Here is a 23,808-nt window from a genome sequence, read left to right as displayed (position 1 = left end):
CGTGGCGCGGACGTCAGCGGAACGACCGCAGGCGCAGGCTGTTCAGCACTACGAAGACGCTCGAGAAGGCCATTGCGGCTCCAGCCACCAGCGGGCCGAGCAGCCCGGCCATCGCCAGCGGAATCGCGGCGACGTTGTAGGCAAAGGCCCAGAAGAGGTTGCCGCGGATGATGCCGAGGGTGCGGCGGCCAAGGCGCAGGGCGTCGGGCACTCGACCGAGGTCGTCGCCGACGAGAGTGATGTCGCTGGCCTCGATCGCGGCGTCCGAGCCGGTGCCCATCGCGATGCCGACGTCGGCAGCCGCGAGCGCCGCCGCATCGTTCACGCCGTCGCCGACGAATGCGACTCGGCGGCCTTCGGCACGCAACCGCGAGATGACGGCCAGCTTCTCCTCCGGCAGCACCTCGGCGATCACGTCGTCGATCCCCACGGCCGAGGCGACGGCCCGCGCGGTCCGGGGATTATCGCCCGTGAGCACCAGCACCCGCAGTCCACGCGCGCGGAGCGCCCGCACGGTGCGGGAGGCTTCGGGCCGCGCCTCATCGCGCAGCACCGCGAAGCCACGCAGCGCGCCGTCCCAGCCGACACCGACCACAGTGCCCCCCTCTGCGGTCGCCCGCTCCGCGCGCTCGGCGAGGTCGCCGGGTGCGAATCCCCACTGCTCCTCTAGCCAGCGCAGCCGGCCGGCGACGACCAGCCGACCCTCGACCCGGGCGCGCACGCCCAAGCCGGCGCTGGCGCGGAACCCGGCCGCCTCGGGGACGTCCAGGTGCGCGGCTCCGGCCACAATCGCGGCGGCCAGCGGATGCTCGGACCCGCGCTCGACAGCGGCGAGCATCCGCAGGCTCTCGTCGTCGCTCGACTCGACCACCTGGAAGGTGCCGGTGGTGAGAGTGCCGGTCTTATCGAGCACGACGGTGTCGATCCTGCGGCTCGCCTCGAGCACCTCGGGGCCGCGCAGGAGGATCCCGAGCTGCGAGCCGCGGCCGGTACCCACGAGCACGGCGGTCGGAGTGGCCAGGCCCAGCGCGCACGGGCAGGCGACGACGAGCACCGCCACGGCCGGCGAGACGGCGGCGGCGATCCCGGCGCCGGCGATCAGCCAGCCGACGAGGGTCGCGAGTGCGAGCACCACCACGACCGGAACGAAGACGGAGGAGACGCGGTCAGCAAGCCGCTGCACGCGCGCCTTGCCCGCCTGTGCGTCCGAGACGAGCCGGCCTATCCGGGCGAGCGTGGTTTCGGAGCCGACGCGGTCGACGCGGACGCTCAGCAGCCCGTGCGCGTTGAGCACGCCGCCGGTGACGGAGGAGCCAGGTCCCACCTCGACGGGCACGCTCTCGCCGGTCAGCATGCTCGCGTCGACGGCGCTGGAGCCCTCGAGCACGGTGCCGTCGGCGGCTACGGTCTCGCCGGGGCGCACGCGGAGGCGGTCGCCGACGGCCAGCGCGGACGCGGGCACCCGCTCCTCCTGCCCGTCGGCGGTGATGCGCACGGCATCCTTCGCGCCGAGGCGGAGCAGCGCCCGTAAGGCCGCACCGGCGTCGCGCTTGGAGCGCGCCTCCAGGTACCGACCGGCGAGTACCAGTACGGGCACAGCGGCGGCGACCTCGAGGTAGATCTCGTCGTGCCCGGAGCGGCTGCCGAGCAGCTCGAACGGCATGCTCATCCCGGGTCGGCCGGCGTCGCCGAAGAAGAGCGCCCACACCGACCAGAGGAACGCGGCGCTGACGCCGAGGCTGATCAGGGTATCCATCGTGGTGGAGCCGTGCCGCAGCGCCCGCCAGGCGGTGCGATGGAAGGGCAGCGCGCCCCACACGGCGACCGGCGAGGCGAGCGCGAGGCACAGCCACTGCCAGTTCGGGAACTGCAGCGGGGGGACCATCGAGAGCACGACGACCGGCACGGCCAGCAGTGCCGAGACGCCCAGACGGGTGCGCAGGGCGCGGCGCTCGGTGTCATCGGGGGCGGTGTCGTCGGCGGGGGCGGTGTCGATCGGAGCGGAGGGGATCGTCGCGCTGTACCCCGCGGCCTCGACGGCGGCGATCGCGTCGGCGGGGCTCGTGCCCTCTGGCAGGGTGAGCGTCGCCCGTTCAAGCGCGAGGTTCACCGTGGCGTGCACGCCGGGCAGGGCGTCGAGGCGCCGCTCCACCCGGGCGACGCAGGAGGCGCAGGTCATGCCTCCGATGGCGAGTTCGAGCGGAGTGCCGGCCGTCTCGGCCACCTCAGCTCAGGGGCGCGAGCCGGTAGCCCGCGTCGGCGACGGCGGCGGCGATCTCCTCGCGGCCGAGCGGACGGGAGGAATTGACGGTGACGGTCGAGACTCCGTCGGGCACGAGCGAGACATCGACGCCAGAGACGTCGGGATAGGCAGCGAGCTCCTCCGTGACGCTGCGGACGCAGTGCTCGCAGGTCATGCCGACGACTCCGATGCTCTGCACGGAGGTGCCGGTGGTCGTGGAGTGCCCGTGGCTTCCGTGGCTCCCGCAGGCGCACGCCTCACCGCCTCCGCAGGCGCAGCCGCCCGTCGTGCCGCTCGCGGTCAGGCCGAGGTCGATCCTGGTGCTCATGAAGTCCTCCTGCATCGTGCGTCGGGTGGCTCGAATACCCCCCGGGGGTACCACCATGATAGGCCGCTCCGGACTTCCCGACAAGGCGGGAGAGCGCAGGGGCGAGAATCGTCCGGGCGGGAGGAACCGCCACACGAGCAAAGAGAGGAGAGGTATGGACCCCGCATCGACGCCGCACTGGGGTGCTCCTTCGAGCCGCACGCCGCCGTCCGTCCCTCTCCCCGCGCGCGTCCGGTTGGAGCCGACCGCCCTGCTCGGCTCTACGCTGCGGGTCGGCGCGCTCCCGGCCAGCCTCCGCGCCCGCATGCGGCAGGCGGCTCCGGAGCGGCAGCGCCGCCTCCTCGCGCTCGCCGACGTGACCGAGGGCTTCGCCGTGCTGCACACATGCGAGTTCACGCGGGCACTGCGCCGGATCGCTGCTCCCGCCGCCGCGGCCCCGGGTGATGTCGCCTCCGTGCTGGCGGTCGACCGTGACGGCGTCGAACTCGCCGCCGAGCGTGCCGACGCACTCCGTATTGCCGAGTGGGAGCGGATCGTTTCGGTGGGAGTGGGGACTACGCCCGCGGGCGCGCACCGGGTCCGCGCCGTCGTCCTCACCGTGCTCGCTCCGCGAAGGGTGCCAGCCGGGTCTGCCGCCGCCCGCGCCGTGGCGGAGGCGCTCGCCGCGCGTCGCCGCCCGCGCACGGTCCTGATCCCGCTCGTCGTTGCTTCGCCGGCTCCGCTGGGCTGGCGTGTCGCCGATGACCGCACCTTCCTCCTCGCGCTCGACCGGTTGCGGCGGGCTCTCGGGGAGCGCGCGTGATGCGGGCGCGCCTGCGCTTCGCCCTCGCCGCTCTCGCCGTGCTGGGTCTCGGTCTCGCCCTGCGCTTCGTGCTGACGGGGCTGCTCGCCGACATCGCCGGGGGAGTGGCGTACGTCGTGCTGGTGGCGCTGCTGGTCGCCGTGCTGCTGCCGAGGATTCCGGCGGTGACGGCCGCGGGGATCGCCCTGGCCTGGTCCATCGCGATGGAGCAGTTGCAGGCGATCGGAGTCGCCTCGCGGCTCGTCGAGCTGTGGGCGCCGCTCGCCCTTGTCGTCGGCACCACGTTCTCGTGGCTCGACCTCGCCGCCTACGTCCTGGGCGCCGTCCTTGCCGCCGCCGCCGTTACCGCGGTCGCTCCCCGCGAGGCCCCTCAGTGATCCGGGTGTCGAAACGACCCGCTCTTGCCGTGACACCGCCTCGCGCCCGGCGTCCCGGTGGGGGAGGACGTGTCTCTGTGGAGCGCCGCCGCACAGCGATGCTCGTCGCCTTCGCGCTGCACAATGCCGAGGGGATCGCGTTCGCTGATCGAGGCGCCCGCCCCGACGCCCGCTTCGTCGCACGCCTCCGCTTGACCGAGGACGACTATCGACCCGAGCGGATGAGCATCGCCATGGTGATCCTCACGGCCGCGGTGACAGTCGCGACCTGCCCAGGAGCCGTGCTCCGCCAGCCGAGTTCGACGATGGCCGGGATGACCGCATCCGGCGCCCTCGCAGTCAATGCCGTCGGGCACCTCGTGTTGGCCGTTTCGCGCCGACAGTGCAACCCCGGTCTCGCGACAGCGCCTCTCCTCCTGGCGACGTCGACTGCCGTTCTCCGCGCCCTGCGCGCGGCGTCCTCGCTCCCTCTGGCGCGGATGGGGTTCGCCGTCGGGGCTGGCGCGATGCTTTCCGTTCCTGCGATCGCAGCGTCGCTGCGTGTGGCTCGCGTCCTGTCGCCCGCTCCTGCTCTTCTCGTCCGCATGTTGCCGCTGCATCGTTCGCCGCGGGCAGCGCTGTCGCGATCGTAGGGTTGTTCCATGGATGAGGTGGTTTCCCTCGGCGCGGAAGCACTCGCAGGCGAGCGGAGCGGAGGCGCCGAGGCGCACGGACTCCCGCTCGCCGTCGACAGGCACGACCACCGGCGGCACCGGCGTATCCCCGAACCTGTCGACCGCTTCGCGACGGGAGAGGAGTATCCGGAGTACCGCGTCGACCTCGAGCGCATCCGGTTCTCGCCCTACTTCGCCCGCCTTTCCGCGGTGACTCAGGTCATTTCCCCCTCCGGCGTCGGCCAGGTTGTGCACAATCGGCTGACCCACTCGATCAAGGTGACCGCGGTGGCCCGCGCCATCGCGATGCAGCTGACCACCACCGACCCCGAGCAGCGCGAGCTCGTCGAGCACCTCGGCGGCTGCGACCCGGTCGTCGTGCAGGCCGCCGCGAGCGCCCACGACCTCGGCCACCCTCCGTTCGGGCACCTCGGAGAGCAGGCGCTCGACAGCCTCGCCCGCGACCGGCTCGGCCTCGCCGAGGGCTTCGAGGGCAACGCGCAGTCGTTCCGGATCCTCTCGGAGCTCGATGTCTGCGAGACAGTGGAGGCGGGCCTGAACCTCACCGCCGCCTCCCGGGCCGCCGTCCTCAAGTACCCGTGGGGGCGGACCGTGTGCCGGCCCGAGATCGACTCCGCCGACCCGACGGAACTGCCGCGCGGCTCCACCGCCAGCCGCTGGGAGACGGCGCCTCCGAAGTTCTCGGCGTACACGCTCGACCTCGACGACATGCTCGACGCTCGCTCCGGCTTCGCGGCGATCGCTCCCTGGCAGCAGACCCTCGAGTGCGCGGTGATGGATGTTGCCGACGACATCGCCTACTCCCTGCACGATTTGGACGACTTCTACCGCGCGGGCGTACTCCAGCAGGCGGCGGTCGCGGTGGAGTTCCGGGCGTTCCTCCGCGAGCAGAATGCGCTGGCCGCTCTCGACACGGCGGAGCTGTGGGCGCGGGCGCCTGGTCACTCGCTCGAAATGCTGCGGCGGAGGATGGTCGCGCGGGACCCGTGGATCGCGAGCGACGAGCATTTCCGCGCCTCCGTCGAGCGGGTCTCGGCCGAACTGGTGGAGGGTCTACTCGCGGTCCCGTTCGACGGCTCGACCCGGACCGAACGGGCGATTGAGGCGTTCGTCTCCTCCTGGATCGGCCGATTGCAGCGCTCGGTGGTGGTGCTTGCCAAGCCGAACGTCCGCTCCGGCCACCTCTCGCTCCTCCCCGACGCGTGGCACGACGTGACGGTCCTGAAGTTCGTGCACACGCGCTTCGTTATCGACCGGCCCGATTTCGCCACCTACCAGCGCGGGCAGTCTCAGGTGCTGGAGACGCTGGTCACCCATCTCGACGCGTGGCTGGCGGATCCGCGCGACGGCTCCCGCGCGCCGCAGAAGCTGCTCGATCTGATCGAGCTCGCGACCGACGGCTACTTCCGGCTGCGCGCCGACCACCCGGAGTGGCTGCCCGCCGATGACCGCGGGCGCCCGACGTCCGATCCGGCGGTGCTGCATCGGCTCGGGCGGGGTCGCGGAGTCGTCGACTACGTTGCGACGCTCACCGACGAGCAGGCGATGGCGCTCGCCGCCCGACTCCGCGGCGACCGCGAGCCCTGGGCGATGGGCACGTAGCCGCCGGCCGAGACCCCCCTGCCGCGCGCCAGGCACAGCCTCCGATGGAGTCCTCGCCGGGGGTGGGTTGACACGGCGCGTACCGTGTGGCCCTCCCTCTGCTTGACCGCGATCACGGGCCAGAAGGGCTTCCGCCGTCACTGAGGCCGCGTTCCGATTTCGCCCAGCAGCCATCCAGGAAGCGTTACCTGAACGACAGCGTAAAATCACGGAGGCACATGCCAGGATCGACAACTCGATAGGGAGTTCCGTTGGACGGAAACGCAACGACCACGCACCGCAACGTCGCATTGCTCTCCGTCGCGACCACGATGGCTCCGCGAGTGACGACGTCGGCCGAGATCGATGCGCGACTGGCCCCGGCGCTCAAGCGTCTCCGACTCCCTACCGGCCTTCTCCAGCGCGTCGCCGGCGTGCACGAGCGCCGCAACTGGGGAGCCGAGCAGGGTTTCGACGGCGCTGCGATCGACGCGGGCAAGCGCGCCCTTGCCGAGGCAGGCATCCGCCCCGACCAGATCGGGCTGATCATCAACACCTCGGTCACCCGCAAGCACCTCGAGCCCTCGGTCGCCGTGCGCCTCCACCACGGCCTCGGCCTGCCGTCGTCGGCCATCAACTTCGACATCGCCAACGCCTGCCTCGGCTTCGTCAACGGCATGACACTCGCCGCGCAACTCATCGACTCCGGACAGATCCGCTACGCGATGATCATCGACGGCGAGGACGCCGACGAGATCCAGACCAACACCATCGACCGTCTCAGCCGCGATGGCGTCAAACGTAAAGACTTCATGAGCGAATTCGCCAGCCTCACCCTCGGCTCGGGCGCCGCCGCCGCGATCCTCGGCCCGGCCGATGAGCACCCCAAGGGGCACCGCATCCTCGGCGGAATCACGCGAGCGGCCACGCAGTTCAACGAACTCTGCGTCGGCAGCGTCGACGGCATGTTCACCGACGCGAAAGCCCTGCTCAAGGGCGGGATGGAACTCGTGGTCTCCGCGTGGAGAGAGGCCACCCGCGACTGGAACTGGGGTGGGATGGACCGCTACATCATGCACCAGGTATCGGATGTGCACACCAACGCCCTGGTGAAGGCGGTCGGCCTCGACCGCAGCCGCGTCCCCACGACGTACCCGACGCTCGGCAACGTTGGCCCCGCGTCGATCCCGATCACCCTGGCGAACGAGGCCGAAACCCTGCAGCCCGGCAACCGCGTGCTGCTCATGGGAGTGGGCTCGGGGATCAACACCGCGATGCTCGAGATCGCCTGGTGACCGCGCCCCACCCGGCCGCGCGGCTTCGCGGCGCGCTCGGTGCGACCGACGACGCCCGCCTGCCCCCGGCCGGGCTCGACGGGCTCGACCCGGCCTGGTCCCGCCTTGTCGATGCGCCAGACGCGCAGGGTGTGACGCGCCGCTGGCACCTGCTGGACACGGGTGACGAGCTTGGCGCCCGGCCGGTCGGCACGATCCTCTGTGTCCACGGCAACCCGACCTGGTCGTACCTCTGGCGCGACCTCGCGGCGGCCACACTCGAGTCCGCCCGCCGCGGTGGTCCGGCGTGGCGCGTGGTCGCGGTCGACCAGCTCGAGATGGGCTTCTCCGAGCGCACGGGAGCACTGCATCCGCTCGCTGACCGCGTGCGCGAGCTCTCGAACCTGACAACCGTGCTCGGGCTCGACAACGTCGTCACCCTCGGACACGACTGGGGCGGAGTCGTGTCGCTGGGCTGGGCCGTGGATCATCCGAAGCAGTTGCGCGGCACGATGCTCCTGAACACCGCGGTCCACCAGAGCGCCGACGCGCCGATTCCCGCGCCGCTGCGGCTCGCGCTCGCCTCGGGCGTGCTGGGTCCATCCACCGTCGGCACTCCCGCGTTCCTCGAGACGACGCTCGCGCTCGGGCACCCGGCGCTGCCGGCGGCCGTCAAGGAGGGGTACCGCGCCCCGTACCGCTCGGCCTCGCGCCGCGGGGGAGTGGGCGGGTTCGTCGCCGACATCCCGGTCGACTCCGCGCACCCGAGCGACCCAGAGCTCCAGCGCATCGCCGACGGAGTATGTGCTCTCGCCACTCCCGCCCTGATGCTCTGGGGCCCGCTCGATCCGATCTTCTCGGACCGCTACCTCGATGACCTCCTCGACCGCCTGCCGCACGCGCAGGTGCACCGCTTCGAGGGCGCGGGCCACCTGCTCGTGGAGGACGTCGACTACGCCTCGGCGGTGCTCACCTGGCTGGGCGACCTCGCTGCGGGTGATGACCCCTTCGGCGGTGATCCCGCTCCGGACGTCCGCCAGCCAACGGCGCCCGTCGAGCCGCTGTGGGCGCACCTCGAGCGCAACGCAGCGGACGATTCGCTCGCCCTGGTCGAGATGGCACCTCCCGGCGGCGGCGGGCCGCGCTCGATCTCGTGGCGACTGCTCTCGCGCCGGGTCCGCGAACTGGCCGCGGGGCTTCGTGCCTCCGGTGTCGGACCTGGCGACCGGGTCTCGCTGCTTGTGCCGCCCGGTGCCGATCTCACCGCTGCGCTCTACGCGTGCCTGCGCATCGGAGCCGTCGTGGTGGTTGCCGACGCCGGCCTGGGTCTGCGCGGCCTGACCCGCGCGGTCCGCGGCGCCTGGCCCGACCTCGTGGTCGGTGCTCTGCCTGGTCTGAGTGTCGCTCGCGCGTTGCGCTGGCCCGGAGCCCGGGTGTCGACGCAGACGCTGCCGCGCGCCTGTGCCGCCGCCCTGGGCGTCGACACCTCGCTCGGGCAGTTGATCGACATCGGCCGCGCCGAGCTGGCCGCCGATCCGGAGGCGCTGGGCGAGCCGCCTGCCGCCGACTCCGTCGCCGCGATCCTCTTCACCTCCGGCTCGACCGGGCCGGCCAAGGGAGTCGCGTACACCCACCGTCAGCTCGCCGGGGTCCGCGATGCGCTCGCCCGCCAATACGGGGTGGGCCCGGGCACCGGGCTCGTCGCCGGCTTCGCACCGTTCGCGCTGCTCGGCCCCGCGCTCGGCACGCGCTCGGCGACTCCCGACATGAACGTGACGGCGCCGCGCACCCTGACCGCCGCGGCCGTCGCTGCCGCCGCCGCGCGGGTCGACGCGACCGTGCTCTTTCTCTCTCCCGCCGCCCTGGCCAACGTGGTCGCCACCGCCGACGCGCTCGACGCCGACGACCACCGCGCGCTCGCGGGCGTCCGCACCTTCCTCTCCGCCGGCGCCCCCATCTCGGCGGGGCTGCTCGGCGAGGCGCAGGCGCTGATGCCGAACGCCTCCGCCCACACCCCCTACGGCATGACGGAGGCGCTGCTGCTCACCGACGCCTCGCTCGAGGGCATCCGCGCTGCCGCCTCCGACGAGGACCCGCGCGGAGGTGTCTGTGTCGGCGTGCCTGCCGCGGGAGTGCGGCTGCGGATCGCGCCGCTCGACTCCGCCGGCCGCCCGCTCGACAAACCCGTCGAGACGACCGGGGTCACCGGCGAGATCGTCGTCTCGGCCGGCCACGTCGAGGACCACTACGAGCGGCTCTGGCTGACCGACCGCTCCGCTCGGATCGGCGCTGCCGCGGGCGAGCGCTGGCATCGCACCGGCGACGTCGGCCGGATCGACTCTGAGGGCCGGCTCTGGGTCGAAGGGCGGCTGCCGCACGTGATCGTCACTGCGGAGGGAGTGGTCACTCCGGTCGGTCCCGAGCAGCGGATCGAGGCGGGGGTCCCTGCCGTCGCCCGCGCCGCCGTCGTGGCGGTCGGGCCGCGCGGCGTTTCGCAACTCGCCGCTGTGGTTGAGCTGCGGTCGGGCGCGCGCCGCGTGGCGTTGGCCGACGCCGGTCTCGCCGCCGCCGTGCGCGCTGCCGTGGGCGCCTCCGTGGCCGCTGTGCTCGTCGTCCCAGCGCTGCCGACCGATATCCGGCACAACTCGAAGATCGACCGGACCGCACTCTCCCGCTGGGCCGAGGGCGTCCTGGCCGGCGGGCGACTGGTCGCGCCGTGAAGGTCCTGGTCACCGGGGCGAGCGGGCTGCTCGGCGGAGCGGTCGCGGCCGGACTCGTCGCGCAGGGTCACGACGTGCGCACCTTCCAGCGCCGCGCCTCCGGGGTGGTGGGCGTCGAGGAGACGCGCGGCTCGCTAACCGACCCGCGAGCGGTGGAGGAGGCGGTCGCCGACTTCGAGGCCGTCGTGCACCTCGCCGCCAAGGTCTCGCTGGCGGGTGACCCGGGCGACTTCGACCGCGTCAACATCGACGGGACGCGCCGGCTCCTCGCCGCAGCATCCCGGGCCGGGGTACGCCGCTTCGTGCAGATCTCGTCCCCCTCGGTTGCGCACGCCGGATCCTCGATCATCGGCGACGACGCCGAGCCCGCGGATCCCGAGCGCGCTCGTGGCGAGTACGCGCGCACGAAGGCGCAGGCCGAGCTGCTGGCCCTCGCGGCCGACGCGCCGGATTTCGCGGTCGTGGCCGTACGTCCGCACCTGGTCTGGGGACCGGGGGATACGCAGCTGGTCGCCCGCATCGTCGAGCGCGCCCGCGCCGGCCGGCTGCCGCTGCTCGGCCACGGCCAGGCGCTCATCGACTCGACCTACATCGACAACGCCGCCTCGGCGATCGTCGCCGCTCTCGGGCGAGCCGAGGAGGTGCACGGGCGCTCCTACGTCGTCACTAACGGTGAGCCGCGGCCCGTCGCCGAGCTGCTTGCCGGGATCTGCCGCGCGTCCGGAGTCGAGCCGCCGCGCTGGTCGGTGCCTGCCGCCGTCGCCCGAGCCGCCGGCTCGCTGGTCGAGCGTGTCTGGGCCGTCCGCCCCGGCACCGATGAGCCGCCGATGACGCGCTTCCTGGCCGAGCAGCTCTCGACCGCACACTGGTTCGACCAGCGCCGCACCCGCGCCGACCTGCACTGGACCCCCGCCGTCCCCCTCGATGAGGGCCTCCGCCGCCTCGCCGCCGCCCGCTAACCCCTCCACCGTTGCGCGAAATGTCGCGAGATCGGGTGACACGGACGAGACACCGGTCCGTTTAGGCCCATCTCGTCCGTCCGGAGGGATCTCGCGGCGAGCGCGTGCCGCGACTCGCCGACGGTGACGAAAGACGTCGAAACGGACGAGATACGCCGCCGAGGCAGGGCATCTCGTCCGTTCCGGGACATCTCGCGACATTTCGCGAGGAAAGAGGGCAGGGATCAGTCGGCGAGGATGAGGTACAGCGCGCGACGGGTCTCGTCGAGCTTTGCGGAGGCGGCGGCGCGCTGCGCCTCGGTCGCCCCGCGGAACTGCTGCACGACGCCCATCAGCTTGCCGACGTTCTCCATGAACGCGCGGTCGGCGTCGCTGGCGCCGGGAGTGGCCTCCCAGGCGGCGGCGAGTTCGTCGGCGTGCTCGCGCACATAGGTGCCGCCCGCATCCGTGAGCTGGTATTCGGTCCCGCGGCCCTCGCCGACGGCCGTGATAAGGCCCTCGTCGACGAGCTGCTGGAGGGTGGGGTAGACGGAGCCGGGGCTGGGGCGCCACGAGCCGTTCGTCTTCTCGGCGATGGCCTTGATGAGGCCGTAGCCGTTCGAGGACGCCTCGGCCAGGAGGGAGAGGAGCGCCGCGCGGACATCGCCGCGTCGTGCGCGCCCGCCGCCGCGGCCGAAGGGGCCGCCGAAGCCGGCGCCAAAGCCCGGTCCGAAACCGGGCCCGAAGCCGAAGCCGGGCCCGAAGCCGCGACCGTGGCCGCCGGGTCCGCGTCGCTGCCCGGGGTGCTCATGGCGGGTGGAGTGGTCGCCGTCGCAGGAGTCGCGGCGGTCGTCGGTGAAGAAGGTCCTGGGGTTCATGGGTGCACTGCTTTCTGTCGTTCGAGGATCCTGTCGATCTGATCCGGTCGCCCGTCTCGAGCGAGTGCCCGCGATCTGTCGGCGATGTAGTAACGATATATCGCCGACAGATCGCGAGTCAACTCCGGTCCCACTCGCTAGCCTGGGAACTTCTCCTCCGGAAGGCCCCTCCCCATGACGCTGTCCGACTCCGACCTCGAGGTCGTCCTCAACTCGACGCTCCTCACCGGCGCCGTCCTCACCGACCGCGCGAGCAACCTCGGCAACCTCCGCCGCCTCGCCGCCCGCGAGCCCGCGCACCTCTACGGCGTCGACGTCGCCGAGCACTGGACGCTCGAGAGCCTGCTCGCCCTGATGGGGGAGCGCGTGGGGATCAGCACCGACCTCTCGTTCGAGAGCGGCCAGGACCAGATCGACGCGCGCCTCACCGTCCAGCGCCTCGCCCGCTACCGCGACCGCTTTGCCTCCGCTGTGCGGCAGGGCGCGCTGCTCCTGTTCGCCACGGCCCACCCGGCGACACTGATGGACGTCTACCGCCGTCTCGCCTCGGTTGCGGCGGCGGCGGGCGCCCGCGTGCTGGACGTCAACGCGTTGCCCTTCGCCTCGCCGGATGGCATCCGCGTGCCGCTCGCCGACGAACACCAGGCGCTGTGGTGCACGGGCGGCGTGACCTGTGTCTACCGCGGTGGGAGCCTGATGCACACCCACTCGCCCGAGCCGATGGACGCGCTGCTCGACCGCCTCGACGAGCTCGGCATCCGCCCGGATCTGGTCATCGCCGACCACGGCTGGGCGGGCGCGGCCGGCCGTCGGGGGCTCCCCGTCCTCGCACTGGCCGATTGCAATGACCCGGCCGTCTTCGTGGCGGAGGCGCAAGGCTCGATCGAGGTGGTCGTCCCCATCGATGATGGGCTCGCCGTGCACCTCTATGAACCGGTGATCGACTACGTCCTGGCCGGAGTTGCGGAGCCCGCCCGCATTTCCGGCTCGTAGAATCGCACTCGGCTCGTCGCGATCCTGAGGATCCGACGAGCCGACCGCGTTCCCGCGAGCCCGAATCCCCGACTCGCCACCACTGCAGACGGAGCATCCGTGACCCAGCCCCAGGACGGCCTCCTCCCGCGCTTCGCTGTCGGCGTCGACATTGGAGGGACCTCGATCAAGGCTTCCCTGGTCGACGTCACCACCGGCGAGCGCGCGGCCCGCCGCTTCGCAGTGGCGAACCCATTCGGCAAGGAGCCGGAGGACTTCGCGACCGCGATCGCGGGCATCGTCCGCGACGTCTCGCCGATCGCAGGCACACCCGTCGGTGTCGGCTTCCCGGGCATCGTGCGCGGAGGCGTCGTGCGCCAGACCACGCACGTCTCGCAGCGCTGGGTCGGCCTCGATGCTCAAGCCCTGCTGTCGGAGGCCACCGGGGTCGATGTCGTGGTCGTCAACGACGCGGATGCGGCCGGGGTCGCCGAGCGCGAGTTCGGCGCCATGCGCGGGCGCGAGGGCCTGCTGCTGCTGACCACCCTCGGGACGGGAATCGGTACAGCGCTGGTGCACGAGGGCGTCGTCATCCCCAACTCCGAACTCGGCCACGTGCACATCGACGGCCCCGACTTCGAGCCGCGCGTCGGCTTCTCCGCGGTGCGCCGTGAGGGGATCACGCTCGAGGAGTGGGCTGCCCGCCTCACGGTCTACTACCGCCACCTCGAGATGCTGCTCTCGCCCCAGCTCTTCGTGATCGGAGGCGCGGCCGCGCACGTTTTCGACGAGTTCGCCGGCTTCCTCGACATCGGTACCGACATCGTGCCCGCCCGCTTCGGCAATGACGCGGGCTTCACCGGTGCCGCGATGGTCGCGGTCTCCCCGGATCGCCTCGCCCCCTGGTACCGCTCCACCCGCGGCGCCCGCCTCGACCCCAACACCCCCGCCATAGCCGACTGACCCCCCTCCGTCCTCCTCCACCGAGGGAACCCCGGACCGTCGAGACCCGGGCTCCCTCGAGCATCCGGGGTTCCCTCGGCACAGGCCGCGCGCGGTCAGCGCGCCAGCAGCCGCCGGTAGACGCCGTCGAGGCGAGCTGCCGCCGCGCCCCAGGAGTGCAGCGACGCCCACTCCACACCGCCGCGGCCGAGCCGGGCGAGCTCGCCGCCGTCAGCCAGCAGCGCAAGCATCGCCTCCGCCCACACGGCAGGGTCGTCGGAGTCGAGCAGCATCCCGCTCGTGTCGTCGCGCACCGCATCCACCAGACCGGTCGTCCGCCGCGCCAGCACTGGCGTGCCGCTCGCCGCCGCCTCTAACGCGATCAGCCCGAACGTCTCGGCCGCCGACGGCACCAGCGCCAGCCGAGCGCTCCGGAGCCGCCGCGCTACCTGCTCGCGGCCGGCTGGTCCGTCGATCAGCACCCGGTCGCCGAGCGGAGCCGCCGCGGCGCGCACCGCGTCGAGGTACGCCTCCCGCCCCGGCGCGGCTCCGCCCACCAGCCGCAGCACCGGCCGCGAGGACGGCGCCATCGCCGCGAGCGCCCTCACGGCGAGAAGCTGCCCCTTCAGCGGCTGAATCCTGCCGACCATCACGACGCCAGTACGCACGCCGTCTCCCGGCCGGAACCGCGCCTGGACGCCAGGCGGCACGACGACCACCCGCAAGGGATCCGCGCCATAAGCGCCCACAACATCGTCTCGTTCGGAGGCGCCCGCCACCACGATCGCGTCGGCCGCGGCGAGCACCGAGCGTTCCGCGTCGATCCGTCCCTGCGGCTCCGGCACGTCCCCGGGCGCGATCCGCGCGTTCTTGGCGAGCGAACTCGAGTGCATCGAGTGCACGTGCGGCAGGCCGGTCAGCATCCCGGCAAGGCCCGAGACCCAGTAGTGCGAGTGCACCACGTCGGCTCCCGCCGCCGCCCTCGCGAACTCCGGTGCCGCAGACGCCAGCGCGTATTTATCCCCCGTCGTCACCGGCACGCCGACCACCCGCACCCCCGGTGCTAGCTGGCGCACGCCGTCGCCGCGGGTGAGCACCTCGACCTCCCAGCCGAGCGCCGCCATTTCGGGCAGGACCGCTGCGAGGTACACGTTCATCCCCCCCGCGTCGCCCGTCGACGGCTGCTCGAGCGGGGAGGTGTGCGCCGAGACGACGGACAGGCGGGGCATCCGTCCATCGTAGGCAGGACTCCGAGTCATCCACGGATCCCGCCGCTCGGCTCGCAGTGCCTTCGGAATCCGGTTGAATAGACGGATGCGCTCGTTCCGAGCGCGGAGAGCATGAGGTTCATGGCCCGCCAGAGTCCCCCCGGTGAGGTGCTGCCGTCGGCCGCACCCTGGTCGGTGAACGCTGGGCACGAGCCCTTCTCCGAGCAGGACATCCGCTCGCTCGTCGGTTCGGCCGCCTTCGCGAGGGGTGTCGCCTACGCCGGCGAGGGTCGCGTGCGCGAGTTGCAGTGGTTCGGCGCGCGTACCCGTCTCTTCGGCCAGGTCGGCGGATCCGGGCGCTCGCCCTACGCCGTAAGCGTGCAGTTGCGTGACGAGGGCGAGCACTGGAGCCTGCTCGGCGGGGCCTGCAGTTGCCCGGTCAAGCACGAGTGCAAGCACGTCGCCGCCGTCCTCATCGAGGCCCTGCGTCGGGAGCGCGAGGGTGAAACGGCCGGCCCTGTCGCCGGAGAGGCTGCTGACGCGGTCCCGGAGTGGCGCAGCATGCTCGCTCCGTTGCTCGCCGGCGCCGAGCGCTCGCACACCGGCATCCCGCTCGGTCTCCAGTTCGAGTTGCTTCCCGGCGAGCCCGTGCGTCGTCCGCCGGGCCGCTACAACTCCTACCGGCCGCCGCCCGAGCCGCGCCCGCGCCTGGGGGTTCGACCGGTGCGGATGGGTGACCGCGACCGCTGGGTGCGCACGGGCGCCAGTTGGCGCGACCTCGGTTACCTGCACTACAGCCACGACTACGACGAGCGCCAGATCGACGTGATCCGCGAGATGCAGTCGCTGCTCTCGGGTCACAGCGCCTCGAGTTACTACTCGCCCGACACCTGGCTTTACCTCGACCAGTGCCGGAGCGAGGCCATCTGGGCGACGCTGCACGGCGCTGTACGCGCGGGTATCGGCCTGGTGATGGGCGATCGCGACCAGAGCCCCCTCAAGATCCTCGACACCACCGCCACCGCCTCGATCGACGTCACCCGCAGCACCGCGGGTCTGGAGCTGCGCTCCCTGGTCGCCATCGGTGACCACCCGGCTCCGGAGGAGTTCGGCTTCATCGGCGACCCCGCCGTCGGCCTCTACACCTGGGAGGGTGGCGATGAATTCCGTGCTCGCCCCGTCACGCTCATTCCGTTCGCCGCGCCGCTTCTGTCCTCGGCGCGCACCTTCCTGTGGAGCCGCGAGGCGATCCGCATCCCCGCGCAGGAGGAAGCGGCGTTCCTCACCGAGCATTACCAGCGCCTGCACCGCCTGTTCGACATCGTCTCGCTCGACAGTTCCTTCGAGGCGCCGCCGGTCCCGCAGCCGCGCCTGGGCTTAACTCTCGAGCACACCGAGGGCGCCGGCCTGCGCGGCTCGTGGTGGTGGCGCTACGGAGTCGAGGGCGCGCGCGGCGCCGACGCTGAACGGCTGCCGCTACGGATCGGCGAGGACGCGGGCTACCGCGACCCCGAGGCCGAGCAGCGCGTCCTCGACTCCCTCGTCGGGGCCGGCCTGGACCCGGAGTCGACTCCGGCGCTTGTCTCGCCGTCGACCCGTCGCCTGCGCCCGACCTTTGACCTGCGCGGAATGCCAACCGTCGACTTCCTGACCGGCGAGCTTGAGCGCCTCCGCGAGCTTGGAACGGTCGAGATCGAGGAGATTGGCGAGCGCGTCGATTACCGCGAGGCGCATACCGCACCCGTTGTCGCCGTGCAGACCGTCGCTCAGCCGGACAGCCGCGACTGGTTCAATCTCGAGATCTCGGTCACCGTCAACGATGAGGCGGTACCTCTGGCCGAGATCTTCCTTGCACTCGCCCGAGGCGACGAGTATATGGTGCTGCCCAGCGGTGTCTACTTCGCTCTCGACGATGAGCGCTTTGGCCGCCTCCGCGAGCTGATCGCCGAGGCGCGTGAGCTCTCGGACGATCCGAGCGAGACCCTCCGGATCAGCCGGTTCCAATCTTCCTTGTGGGATGAACTGGTCGAACTCGGCGTCGTAGAGGCGCAGGCTGCGGCGTGGCGCCGCTCCATCGAGGGCCTCTCCGGATTCACTGCCACGGGTGCCTTGGAGTCGCGCGCCCTCCCCGAGGGCTTCGAGGTCGAGTTGCGGCCCTATCAGCAGCTCGGTTATGACTGGCTCTCGTTCCTCTACGACAACCAGCTCGGCGGTGTCCTCGCCGACGACATGGGCCTGGGTAAGACCGTGCAGTCGCTCGCGCTCGTCACTCGGGTCATGCAGGAGCAGCGCACCGCGGCTCAGGAGGCGGGCACGTCGCCGCATCCGTTCCTCGTCGTCGCGCCGACCAGCGTCGTGCCCAACTGGGTCGGCGAGGCCACGCGTTTCGCTCCGGGGCTGCGGGTGGTCGGCATCGATGAGACGTCGAAGAAGAAGCGGAGGGCGCTCACGAGCGTCATTGGTGAAGCCGAGCTGGTCATTACGTCCTACGCCCTGTTCCGCCTCGATTACGAGTCGTACTCGAGCGTCCAGTGGTCGGGACTTCTGCTCGACGAGGCCCAGTTCGTCAAGAACCGCCAGTCGGCGACGCATCAGCTTGCCCGCCGTCTCGACGTGCCCTTCAAGCTCGCCATCACGGGCACTCCGATGGAGAACAATGTGATGGAGTTGTGGTCGCTCCTCTCGATTGTGGCGCCGGGCTTGTTCCCCTCACCCACCGGTTTCGCGGAGTTCTACCAGAAGCCGATCGAGCGCGAGGCCGACACCGAGAAGCTCGCGCAGTTGCGGCGACGCATCCGCCCCCTGATGCTGCGGCGCACCAAGGAACTCGTCGCGAAGGAGCTGCCGCCCAAGCAAGAGCAGACCCTCGAAGTCGAGCTCGGCGCCAAGCAGCGCAAGGTATACGACACGTACCTTGCGCGGGAGCGGCAGCGCGTCCTGGGCCTGATCGGTGACTTCGAGAAGAACCGTTTCGCGATCTTCCGTGCCCTCACCGTCCTGCGCCAGGTCGCGCTCGATGCGGCGCTGGTCGATGAGGCGCACGAGAGCGTTCCCTCGACCAAGCTCGATCTGCTCGACGAACTGCTCGATGACGCCCTCGGCGAGGGGCACCGCGTTCTGGTGTTCAGCCAGTTCACCCGCTTCCTTGGCCGGGTACGCTCGCGGCTCGATGCCGCGGGTATCGAGTATGCCTATCTCGACGGAGCGACGAAGAAGCGCGACGAGGTGATTGAGCGGTTCCGGTCCGGCGAGGCGGGTGTCTTCCTGATCTCGCTGAAGGCGGGCGGCTTCGGCCTCAACCTCACCGAGGCCGATTACTGCATCCTGCTCGATCCGTGGTGGAACCCGGCGACCGAGTCGCAGGCCGTCGACCGCGCGCACCGCATCGGCCAGACCCGCTCGGTGATGGTCTACCGACTCGTCGCGAAGGACACGATCGAGGAGAAGGTCATGGCGCTCAAGGAGGCGAAGGCCGCCCTCTTCGCCGCCGTCATGTCCGATGACGGTGCGGCCGCCACCGGCGGGATCACCGCCGAGGACGTCCGTGAGCTGCTGGGCTGACGGCCGCTACTCCCGCACCTGCTCGAGCAGAGTCTCGATGGCTGCGCGGGTGTCGGCGGCGAGGCGTCCGAGCCGGTGCGCCGCGCGGATCGACGGTGCCCGGTAGGGACCCGCGAGACGCCGGGCCGCGGTGCAGGGCAGCGCGAACTCCGCCACCACTCTCGCGTCGATGCCGTCGAGACCGCCGTCATCGCGTCCAAATAGCAATTCACGCCCCTCGCGCGCGAGCGTTTCGGGCAGGTCGGCCTCGCCGATCGGAAGACGCAGCACTGCCAACAGCCCGGCAGCAAGCATCCGACGTGGCAGTGGACGTCCGAGGCGCGACGCCGCGTGCACCGTGAAGAAGTCGGCCTGCCGCTCCAGGATGCCGGTGATCGTCTCGGCGAGCCGCTCCATCTCGGGGTGCAGCGAGAGCCGGGCGAGCCTGCGATAGGCGTGGACGGTGATACGCGCGTCCACTGCCAACACGAGCGCGATCGGGCCGGCCAGCGCGACGGAGGCTCGGCCGGGCAAAGGATGTGGCGCCACCGGCGGCTCGGGCGGACGGACATCGATGCCGCGAATCTGCGGTGAAGCCGCCAGCACGTCACCGAGCGCATCGGCGATCCGGAGCCGTTCGGCTGCCCAGACGTTCGCGAACGTGCGTACCTGCTCATCGGGATAGGCGCGGGCAACGGGCAGCACGCGGGCGACGGCCGCGTGCTCGATCGCGCGGAGGAATGCGGTGGCGACGATGGCCTCGCGGTCTAGCGGAGCCTCCTCGAACTCTTTCAAGGAGAAGAAGGCGCCGAGACCGCGGTGCGCGCTGCGACTGTGGTCGTCGAGATCGAATGGTTCCACCATGCCCACGTCTGCTCCTCCACTAGGTCGTTTCGTCCATCCTGTGCCCCACCGGCGACAGGCGGAAGAGAACGCGCCATGCCTGCGACACTGGGGGCCGGTGTGGCCAGGCGGACGCCGGGATCGGAGCGGAATGGGCGCGGCGACGCCCCCTACGCCGTCTGCGGCACGCTGCTGCTCGAGCGCGGACTCAGCGCCGTCGCGGCGATGGGCGCTCAGTTCGGAGCAGCCGCGCTGCTCGCGCTCCCGCTGCTGGTGCTCCGCGGTCCTGAGCGCCTCGCCGGCTCGATCCCGACCGTGCTCTGGCTCGGAGTCGTCACGGTCGTCGTCGCCTACACCTTTTTTCGCTCGTGGCCTGCGGGTCCTCCCCGCGGCGACAGTCTCGACGCTGACCCCGCTGGAGCCGGCAACGGCGACCCTCCTGGGTGTCGCGGTGCTGGGGAGCGGCTGACTACGGGGGCGGTGGCGGGAGTGGTGGTGCTGATGGTCGTAGTGCTGCTGCTGGCCGTGCCGGGGCGGGTCAGGCGCTCTTCGCCGGGCCTTTGAACTGCTGCTCGGTCGTCCGCCCAAGCCTCCTGTGCCCGGCAATCTCGATCCGCGCGGGCTGCGAGTCGGTCGCCTCCAGTCCCCGGTCCCTGCATCGCGAGAAGAGGACAAACTCACCGATCGATCCATCTGGGCGTCAACGCGTCATTTGTACAGCAGGTCTCCGTTAAGGTCAGCAATATCGCTCGGGTTGGTCGGCGTCTTCCCCGTGCTCACCTGCAGGGGAATGACCGCGCCGCGCAGTGCCGTTTTCGTCGCGCTCGGTGTCGTGGAGACGACGGAGCCCTCGGCGATCGACGTGGAGTCGACGGGCTCGGTGATGCCCCCCACAAAGCCCGCTGCGGTCAGAGCAGCGGTCGCGTCCGCCACCGTCTTGCCAGAAACCTCCGGGACCTTGGCGAGAGTCGCGCCACGCGACGAGCTTGCGAGCATCGTCGCCGGCGGGTCGATGAAATCGGCGCCGCCGTACTTCTGGTCGAGCGCGGTCATGATCGGCTTCCAGATGGCGTGCCGGGCGTTCGACGCCTTGACCGTCCCCTGGTCGCCCGTCAGATTCGTGAACCGCAGATTCTGCTTCTTGTCGTTGTCAAAGCCCTTAATGCTGCCCACCCAGACCGCGAGCGACGCGGCCCTGCTCGCGCCCGCTGTCCAGACATCGGCGGCCTCGTCGGTCGTACCGGTCTTGCCGATGTGCTCGATGCCGTCGCGCGGATTCGACTGGGTGGCCGTACCGGATGTCATTACTCGCTGCATCGCGTACTGCATTCCGCGTGCGACCTCCGGCGAGACGGATGCCCTGCAGTTGGAGGGCGGGACCGGAACCGCTGCACCCTGGCTGTCGGTGATCCGATCGATGACCACGGCGTCGCAGGTTGTCCCGTCATTCGCGATACCTGCGTAGGCGCTCGCCATTGTGAGAGGAGCGATCTCGTTGGTGCCGAGGACGGCGGCGGGGCCGCTGCTCAGCTCCTTGCCGCTCGCGCCGTGAACTCCGAAGGCCTGAGCCGTCGTCCTGATGTCGCACAGGTCGAGCTGATTGGCCATTCCCATGAATCCCGTGTTGATCGAGTTGGTGGTCGACTCGAGCGCGGTCATCGAGCGCGCATCTTCCGAGACTTCATCGTTCCGCGGCGCGAACCGCTCGCCGTCGTAGTAGCCGCCGCTCTTGACGTTGCACTTTTTGGCGTAGCTACCGAACCCCGACGTTGGCGATGGAAACGATTCGTTGATCGTGCGCCCGGCTTGCAGCCATTGCGCCAAGGTGAAGACCTTGTAGGTGGAGCCCGTCTGCACGCCGGAGCCGCCGCCCATGTTGAGGTCGACGTTGAGGTTGATCGCGCTATACCCCGGATTCGCGGCGAGGATCTCCTGGTCTTGGCTGTACTTGGTGTTCTGCACCATCGAAAGCACGCGCCCGGTCTTGGCCTCCACGGAGGCGGCGGTCGCGCCGACCTCGAAGCGCGGGTCGACGGGCGGGATGTACGCGTTCAGCGCCGCTTGCGAGGCCTGCTGGATGTCGAGGTCGAGGGTGGTCACGATATCGAAGCCGCCCTGTCGGACGCGTGCGAAGCGCTCGTCGGTGGTCGAGCCAAACGCCTCGTCGTTGCCGAGAACGTTCAGCACGTAGTCGCAGAAGTAGGCGGCGTTACCGGCGGTCGTGCAGCCGGTCGACGGCTCGGTGATGTTCGGGGTGATGGGCTCGGCGACCGCCGCGTCGTGGGTCGCCTGATCGATCCGGCCGTGCTTCAGTTCCTCCCCGAGGATGTAATCGCGGCGATCCTTCGTCTGTGCGTACCCGTTCGCCGCGCCGTTCTCTGCATTATCGGGGAGATCGAAGCGGAACTTCTGCGGGTTGTTCACGATCCCGACGAGCGCCGCGGCCTGCGAAGTCGAGAGTTGGCTCGCGGGGATGCCGTAGTAGTAGTTCGCTGCGGCCTCGATGCCGTAGACGGTGCCGCCGAACAGGGCGATGTTGAGGTAGCCGAGCAGGATGTCGTTTTTCGATGCTGCCTTCTCGAGTCCGATCGACAGGCGCATTTCCTTGAGCTTGCGCTCGGGTGTGGGGTCGGTCGCCTCGGCGTACGCCTCTTCGCGCTCGGTCTTGTCGGCAATCGACTCGGCCTTCTGCACCAGGACGTTCTTGACGTACTGCTGGGTGATCGAGGACCCGCCCTGGAGGTCCTTTCCCATCAGGGTGACGGCGAGGGCGCGCAACGTGCCCTGCAGATCGATCCCGCCGTGTTCGTAAAACCGAGGGTCCTCGCCGGCGACAGCGGCGTCCTTAGCCGATTGCGCGACGTCGTCCCAGCCGACCTCGACGCGGTTCTGGTTGTAAACGGAGGCGAGGAGGGTCGTCCCATTGCTCGCGTAGATGTTGGTGCGCTGCATCAGCTGGCCGACGTCGAGGTAGCCGGGCAGGTTCTGGAACATGCCGATCGTGTTGCTCGTTGCCAGGCCCGTCAGAGCAAGCGCCGGCGTCACTCCGACCGTGATGAGAACGCCCGCTATGGCGCTCATCCCGATGAACCCCATGATCGCCCGCAGTGACATCCCGAGCGGCCGGACAGAGCGTCGGGATGCGGTGGGGAGTGCCATGAAGCGGTCGTCCTTTCGACGCGGCGCCGGCCGCGGAGATGCAGAGGGGAAGGTGGCGAGAGCCTCGCGAGCAGTCGCGCGATCCCCCCGGTTCATGCTACGTGACGCGCCCGTCCACGCGGCGTCCTCCTGCAGGAGGAGATGCACGCTGGCGGGGGATGCGTGTGAGTGGGCGCGGACCGGGCGGAGGAGGCGCGTGGACCGCCGAAAACTGCCGCCTCGAGGGCGCGAAGTGGGCTACGGACGCGCATCCGTCCTGCCGTGCGGTCGGCGCATCCGTATCGTGGAGGCAGCGTCTCCTGCGCGGGGCGCGGCAGCACCCATTTCACCGCCGCTCCGGGCTCCCGGGCGGACGTTTCCGGCAGAAAGCGCACACCATGGCACGCATTTATGACGACGTGACCCAGCTCGTCGGCAGAACCCCTCTCGTCCGCATCAATCGGCTCGAGGGCGCCGATCAGGCGACCGTCCTGGCGAAGCTTGAGTTTTACAACCCCGCGAACAGCGTGAAAGACCGCATCGGCGTCGCGATTATCGACGCGGCGGAAGCATCGGGCGAGCTTCCGCCCGGCGGGACCATCGTTGAGGGGACCAGCGGGAACACGGGGATCGCGCTCGCCATGGTGGGCGCCGCCCGCGGCTACAGGGTGGTGCTGACGATGCCCGAGACGATGTCCGTGGAGCGCCGCGTTCTGCTCCGGGCTTATGGCGCCGAGATCGTGCTGACTCCGGGCGGGGAAGGCATGCGTGGCGCGGTCGAGAAGGCGCGCTCCATCGTCGATGAGACCCACGGCGCGATCCTCGCCCGCCAGTTCGAGAACGCCGCCAACCCGGAGGCGCACCGCCGCACCACTGCCGAGGAGGTGTGGGACGACACCGACGGTGAGGTCGACATCTTCGTCGCCGGCATCGGTACGGGCGGCACCATCACCGGAGTCGGCCAGGTTCTCAGGGAGCGCAAGCCCGGAGTGCAGATTATCGGGGTCGAGCCGATCGATTCGCCGCTGCTCACCCAGGGCACCGCCGGCCCGCACAAGATCCAGGGCATCGGCGCGAACTTCGTGCCCGCGATCCTCGACCGCGACGTGTACGACGAGATCATCGACGTCACCCTTGACGATTCCGTTCGGGTCGCTCGCGACCTCGCGGCTCGAGAGGGGATTCTCGGAGGCATCTCCTCCGGTTCGATCATGTGGGCCGCGCTCGAGGTCGCGAAGCGTCCCGAGAACGCCGGCAAGACCATCGTCGCGATCGTGTGCGACTTCGGCGAGCGCTACATCTCGACCGTCCTCTACGAGGACCTCCGCAGCTGAATCTCGCGAAATTTCGC

18 protein-coding genes are annotated in these 23,808 nt (G+C 70.8%); 12 read left to right on the top strand and 6 right to left on the bottom strand.

Annotated elements, in window-relative coordinates:
* Nucleotides 1-13 precede the first annotated feature (13 nt).
* Together HRF29_RS07700 and HRF29_RS07695 are read right to left on the bottom strand one after the other, a co-directional pair.
* Nucleotides 14-2,224, bottom strand: a complete 2,211-nt coding sequence (locus HRF29_RS07700; protein ID WP_343043690.1) for a heavy metal translocating P-type ATPase — start codon at nt 2,222-2,224, stop codon at nt 14-16.
* A gap of 1 nt (nt 2,225) precedes the next feature.
* Nucleotides 2,226-2,570: a heavy-metal-associated domain-containing protein gene (locus HRF29_RS07695; protein WP_173247086.1), complete on the bottom strand. Its 345-nt coding sequence runs from the start codon at nt 2,568-2,570 to the stop codon at nt 2,226-2,228.
* 154 nt (nt 2,571-2,724) lie between these two features.
* On the opposite strand from HRF29_RS07695, the gene HRF29_RS07690 reads away from it, so the two are divergent.
* The 7 genes from HRF29_RS07690 (at nt 2,725) to HRF29_RS07660 (ending at nt 10,957) form a co-directional block, all read left to right on the top strand.
* Complete coding sequence (locus tag HRF29_RS07690; protein ID WP_173247083.1) at nt 2,725-3,372, top strand: hypothetical protein; 648 nt, start codon at nt 2,725-2,727, stop codon at nt 3,370-3,372.
* Nucleotides 3,372-3,749 (top strand): DUF2809 domain-containing protein, encoded by a 378-nt coding sequence (locus tag HRF29_RS07685; protein ID WP_246226881.1) that lies wholly within the window; start codon nt 3,372-3,374, stop codon nt 3,747-3,749. The genes HRF29_RS07690 and HRF29_RS07685 overlap by 1 nt, the downstream gene beginning before the upstream one ends.
* Nucleotides 3,750-3,826: 77 nt before the next feature.
* The gene (locus HRF29_RS07680; RefSeq protein ID WP_173247078.1) at nt 3,827-4,381 is read left to right on the top strand and encodes an HXXEE domain-containing protein; all 555 of its coding nucleotides are present in this window, start codon (nt 3,827-3,829) and stop codon (nt 4,379-4,381) included.
* A 9-nt stretch (nt 4,382-4,390) separates the two neighbouring features.
* Nucleotides 4,391-6,025, top strand: a complete 1,635-nt coding sequence (locus HRF29_RS07675) for a deoxyguanosinetriphosphate triphosphohydrolase family protein (protein ID WP_173247076.1) — start codon at nt 4,391-4,393, stop codon at nt 6,023-6,025.
* Nucleotides 6,026-6,276: 251 nt separating this feature from the next.
* Nucleotides 6,277-7,299: a 3-oxoacyl-ACP synthase III gene (locus tag HRF29_RS07670; protein WP_173247074.1), complete on the top strand. Its 1,023-nt coding sequence runs from the start codon at nt 6,277-6,279 to the stop codon at nt 7,297-7,299.
* A complete protein-coding gene (locus tag HRF29_RS07665; RefSeq protein WP_343043689.1) occupies nt 7,296-9,998 on the top strand; it encodes an alpha/beta fold hydrolase in 2,703 nt (900 codons plus the stop codon). Before HRF29_RS07670 ends, HRF29_RS07665 begins: the two co-directional genes overlap by 4 nt.
* Nucleotides 9,995-10,957, top strand: coding sequence for an NAD-dependent epimerase/dehydratase family protein (locus HRF29_RS07660; RefSeq protein ID WP_173247072.1), 963 nt, complete (start codon nt 9,995-9,997; stop codon nt 10,955-10,957). The genes HRF29_RS07665 and HRF29_RS07660 overlap by 4 nt, the downstream gene beginning before the upstream one ends.
* 224 nt (nt 10,958-11,181) lie before the next feature.
* On the opposite strand, the gene HRF29_RS07655 is transcribed toward HRF29_RS07660, so the two are convergent.
* The gene (locus tag HRF29_RS07655; RefSeq protein ID WP_173247070.1) at nt 11,182-11,814 is read right to left on the bottom strand and encodes a PadR family transcriptional regulator; all 633 of its coding nucleotides are present in this window, start codon (nt 11,812-11,814) and stop codon (nt 11,182-11,184) included.
* A 174-nt stretch (nt 11,815-11,988) separates the two neighbouring features.
* On the opposite strand from HRF29_RS07655, the gene HRF29_RS07650 reads away from it, so the two are divergent.
* Both HRF29_RS07650 and HRF29_RS07645 read left to right on the top strand, forming a co-directional pair.
* Complete coding sequence (locus HRF29_RS07650; RefSeq protein WP_173247068.1) at nt 11,989-12,807, top strand: phosphatase; 819 nt, start codon at nt 11,989-11,991, stop codon at nt 12,805-12,807.
* Between the two features lie 99 nt (nt 12,808-12,906).
* On the top strand, nt 12,907-13,749 hold the full coding sequence (locus HRF29_RS07645) for an ROK family protein (RefSeq protein WP_343043688.1): 843 nt from the start codon (nt 12,907-12,909) through the stop codon (nt 13,747-13,749).
* A 95-nt stretch (nt 13,750-13,844) separates the two neighbouring features.
* On the opposite strand, the gene HRF29_RS07640 is transcribed toward HRF29_RS07645, so the two are convergent.
* On the bottom strand, nt 13,845-14,957 hold the full coding sequence (locus HRF29_RS07640; protein WP_173247067.1) for a glycosyltransferase: 1,113 nt from the start codon (nt 14,955-14,957) through the stop codon (nt 13,845-13,847).
* A 120-nt stretch (nt 14,958-15,077) separates the two neighbouring features.
* Here HRF29_RS07640 and HRF29_RS07635 point away from each other — a divergent pair, with 120 nt between their 5' ends.
* A complete protein-coding gene (locus HRF29_RS07635; RefSeq protein ID WP_173247066.1) occupies nt 15,078-18,497 on the top strand; it encodes a DEAD/DEAH box helicase in 3,420 nt (1,139 codons plus the stop codon).
* A 6-nt stretch (nt 18,498-18,503) separates the two neighbouring features.
* On the opposite strand, the gene HRF29_RS07630 is transcribed toward HRF29_RS07635, so the two are convergent.
* Nucleotides 18,504-19,340 (bottom strand): hypothetical protein, encoded by an 837-nt coding sequence (locus tag HRF29_RS07630; RefSeq protein ID WP_173247064.1) that lies wholly within the window; start codon nt 19,338-19,340, stop codon nt 18,504-18,506.
* Between the two features lie 75 nt (nt 19,341-19,415).
* On the opposite strand from HRF29_RS07630, the gene HRF29_RS07625 reads away from it, so the two are divergent.
* Nucleotides 19,416-19,883 (top strand): hypothetical protein, encoded by a 468-nt coding sequence (locus tag HRF29_RS07625; protein ID WP_173247062.1) that lies wholly within the window; start codon nt 19,416-19,418, stop codon nt 19,881-19,883.
* Nucleotides 19,884-20,027: 144 nt separating this feature from the next.
* On the opposite strand, the gene HRF29_RS07620 is transcribed toward HRF29_RS07625, so the two are convergent.
* Nucleotides 20,028-22,478 carry a transglycosylase domain-containing protein gene (locus HRF29_RS07620; RefSeq protein WP_173247060.1) on the bottom strand — a complete coding sequence of 817 codons (2,451 nt, stop codon included), beginning with the start codon at nt 22,476-22,478 and terminating at the stop codon, nt 20,028-20,030.
* A 377-nt stretch (nt 22,479-22,855) separates the two neighbouring features.
* On the opposite strand from HRF29_RS07620, the gene cysK reads away from it, so the two are divergent.
* Entirely contained in the window at nt 22,856-23,791 is a 936-nt protein-coding gene (gene cysK / locus HRF29_RS07615) for a cysteine synthase A (protein WP_173247058.1), read from the top strand.
* Nucleotides 23,792-23,808 lie beyond the last annotated feature (17 nt).

Origin of the sequence: Rathayibacter agropyri (genome assembly GCF_013249015.1) — a bacterium.
In the GTDB taxonomy this organism is placed as follows: domain Bacteria; phylum Actinomycetota; class Actinomycetes; order Actinomycetales; family Microbacteriaceae; genus Rathayibacter; species Rathayibacter agropyri.
The sequence above is the reverse complement of the archived record's forward strand: the minus strand, read 5'-3'. Positions and strand labels throughout refer to the sequence as shown.

What these genes read in the sequence shown, in the direction of transcription:
- HRF29_RS07695 (WP_173247086.1), bottom strand. Translation starts at nt 2,570, where the DNA reads ATGAGCACCAGGATCGACCTCGGCCTGACCGCGAGCGGCACGACGGGC.
- HRF29_RS07690 (WP_173247083.1), top strand. Translation starts at nt 2,725, where the DNA reads ATGGACCCCGCATCGACGCCGCACTGGGGTGCTCCTTCGAGCCGCACG.
- HRF29_RS07685 (WP_246226881.1), top strand. Translation starts at nt 3,372, where the DNA reads ATGCGGGCGCGCCTGCGCTTCGCCCTCGCCGCTCTCGCCGTGCTGGGT.
- HRF29_RS07675 (WP_173247076.1), top strand. Translation starts at nt 4,391, where the DNA reads ATGGATGAGGTGGTTTCCCTCGGCGCGGAAGCACTCGCAGGCGAGCGG.
- HRF29_RS07655 (WP_173247070.1), bottom strand. Translation starts at nt 11,814, where the DNA reads ATGAACCCCAGGACCTTCTTCACCGACGACCGCCGCGACTCCTGCGAC.
- HRF29_RS07650 (WP_173247068.1), top strand. Translation starts at nt 11,989, where the DNA reads ATGACGCTGTCCGACTCCGACCTCGAGGTCGTCCTCAACTCGACGCTC.
- HRF29_RS07640 (WP_173247067.1), bottom strand. Translation starts at nt 14,957, where the DNA reads ATGCCCCGCCTGTCCGTCGTCTCGGCGCACACCTCCCCGCTCGAGCAG.
- HRF29_RS07635 (WP_173247066.1), top strand. Translation starts at nt 15,078, where the DNA reads ATGGCCCGCCAGAGTCCCCCCGGTGAGGTGCTGCCGTCGGCCGCACCC.
- HRF29_RS07630 (WP_173247064.1), bottom strand. Translation starts at nt 19,340, where the DNA reads ATGGTGGAACCATTCGATCTCGACGACCACAGTCGCAGCGCGCACCGC.
- HRF29_RS07625 (WP_173247062.1), top strand. Translation starts at nt 19,416, where the DNA reads ATGCCTGCGACACTGGGGGCCGGTGTGGCCAGGCGGACGCCGGGATCG.
- HRF29_RS07620 (WP_173247060.1), bottom strand. Translation starts at nt 22,478, where the DNA reads ATGGCACTCCCCACCGCATCCCGACGCTCTGTCCGGCCGCTCGGGATG.
- cysK (WP_173247058.1), top strand. Translation starts at nt 22,856, where the DNA reads ATGGCACGCATTTATGACGACGTGACCCAGCTCGTCGGCAGAACCCCT.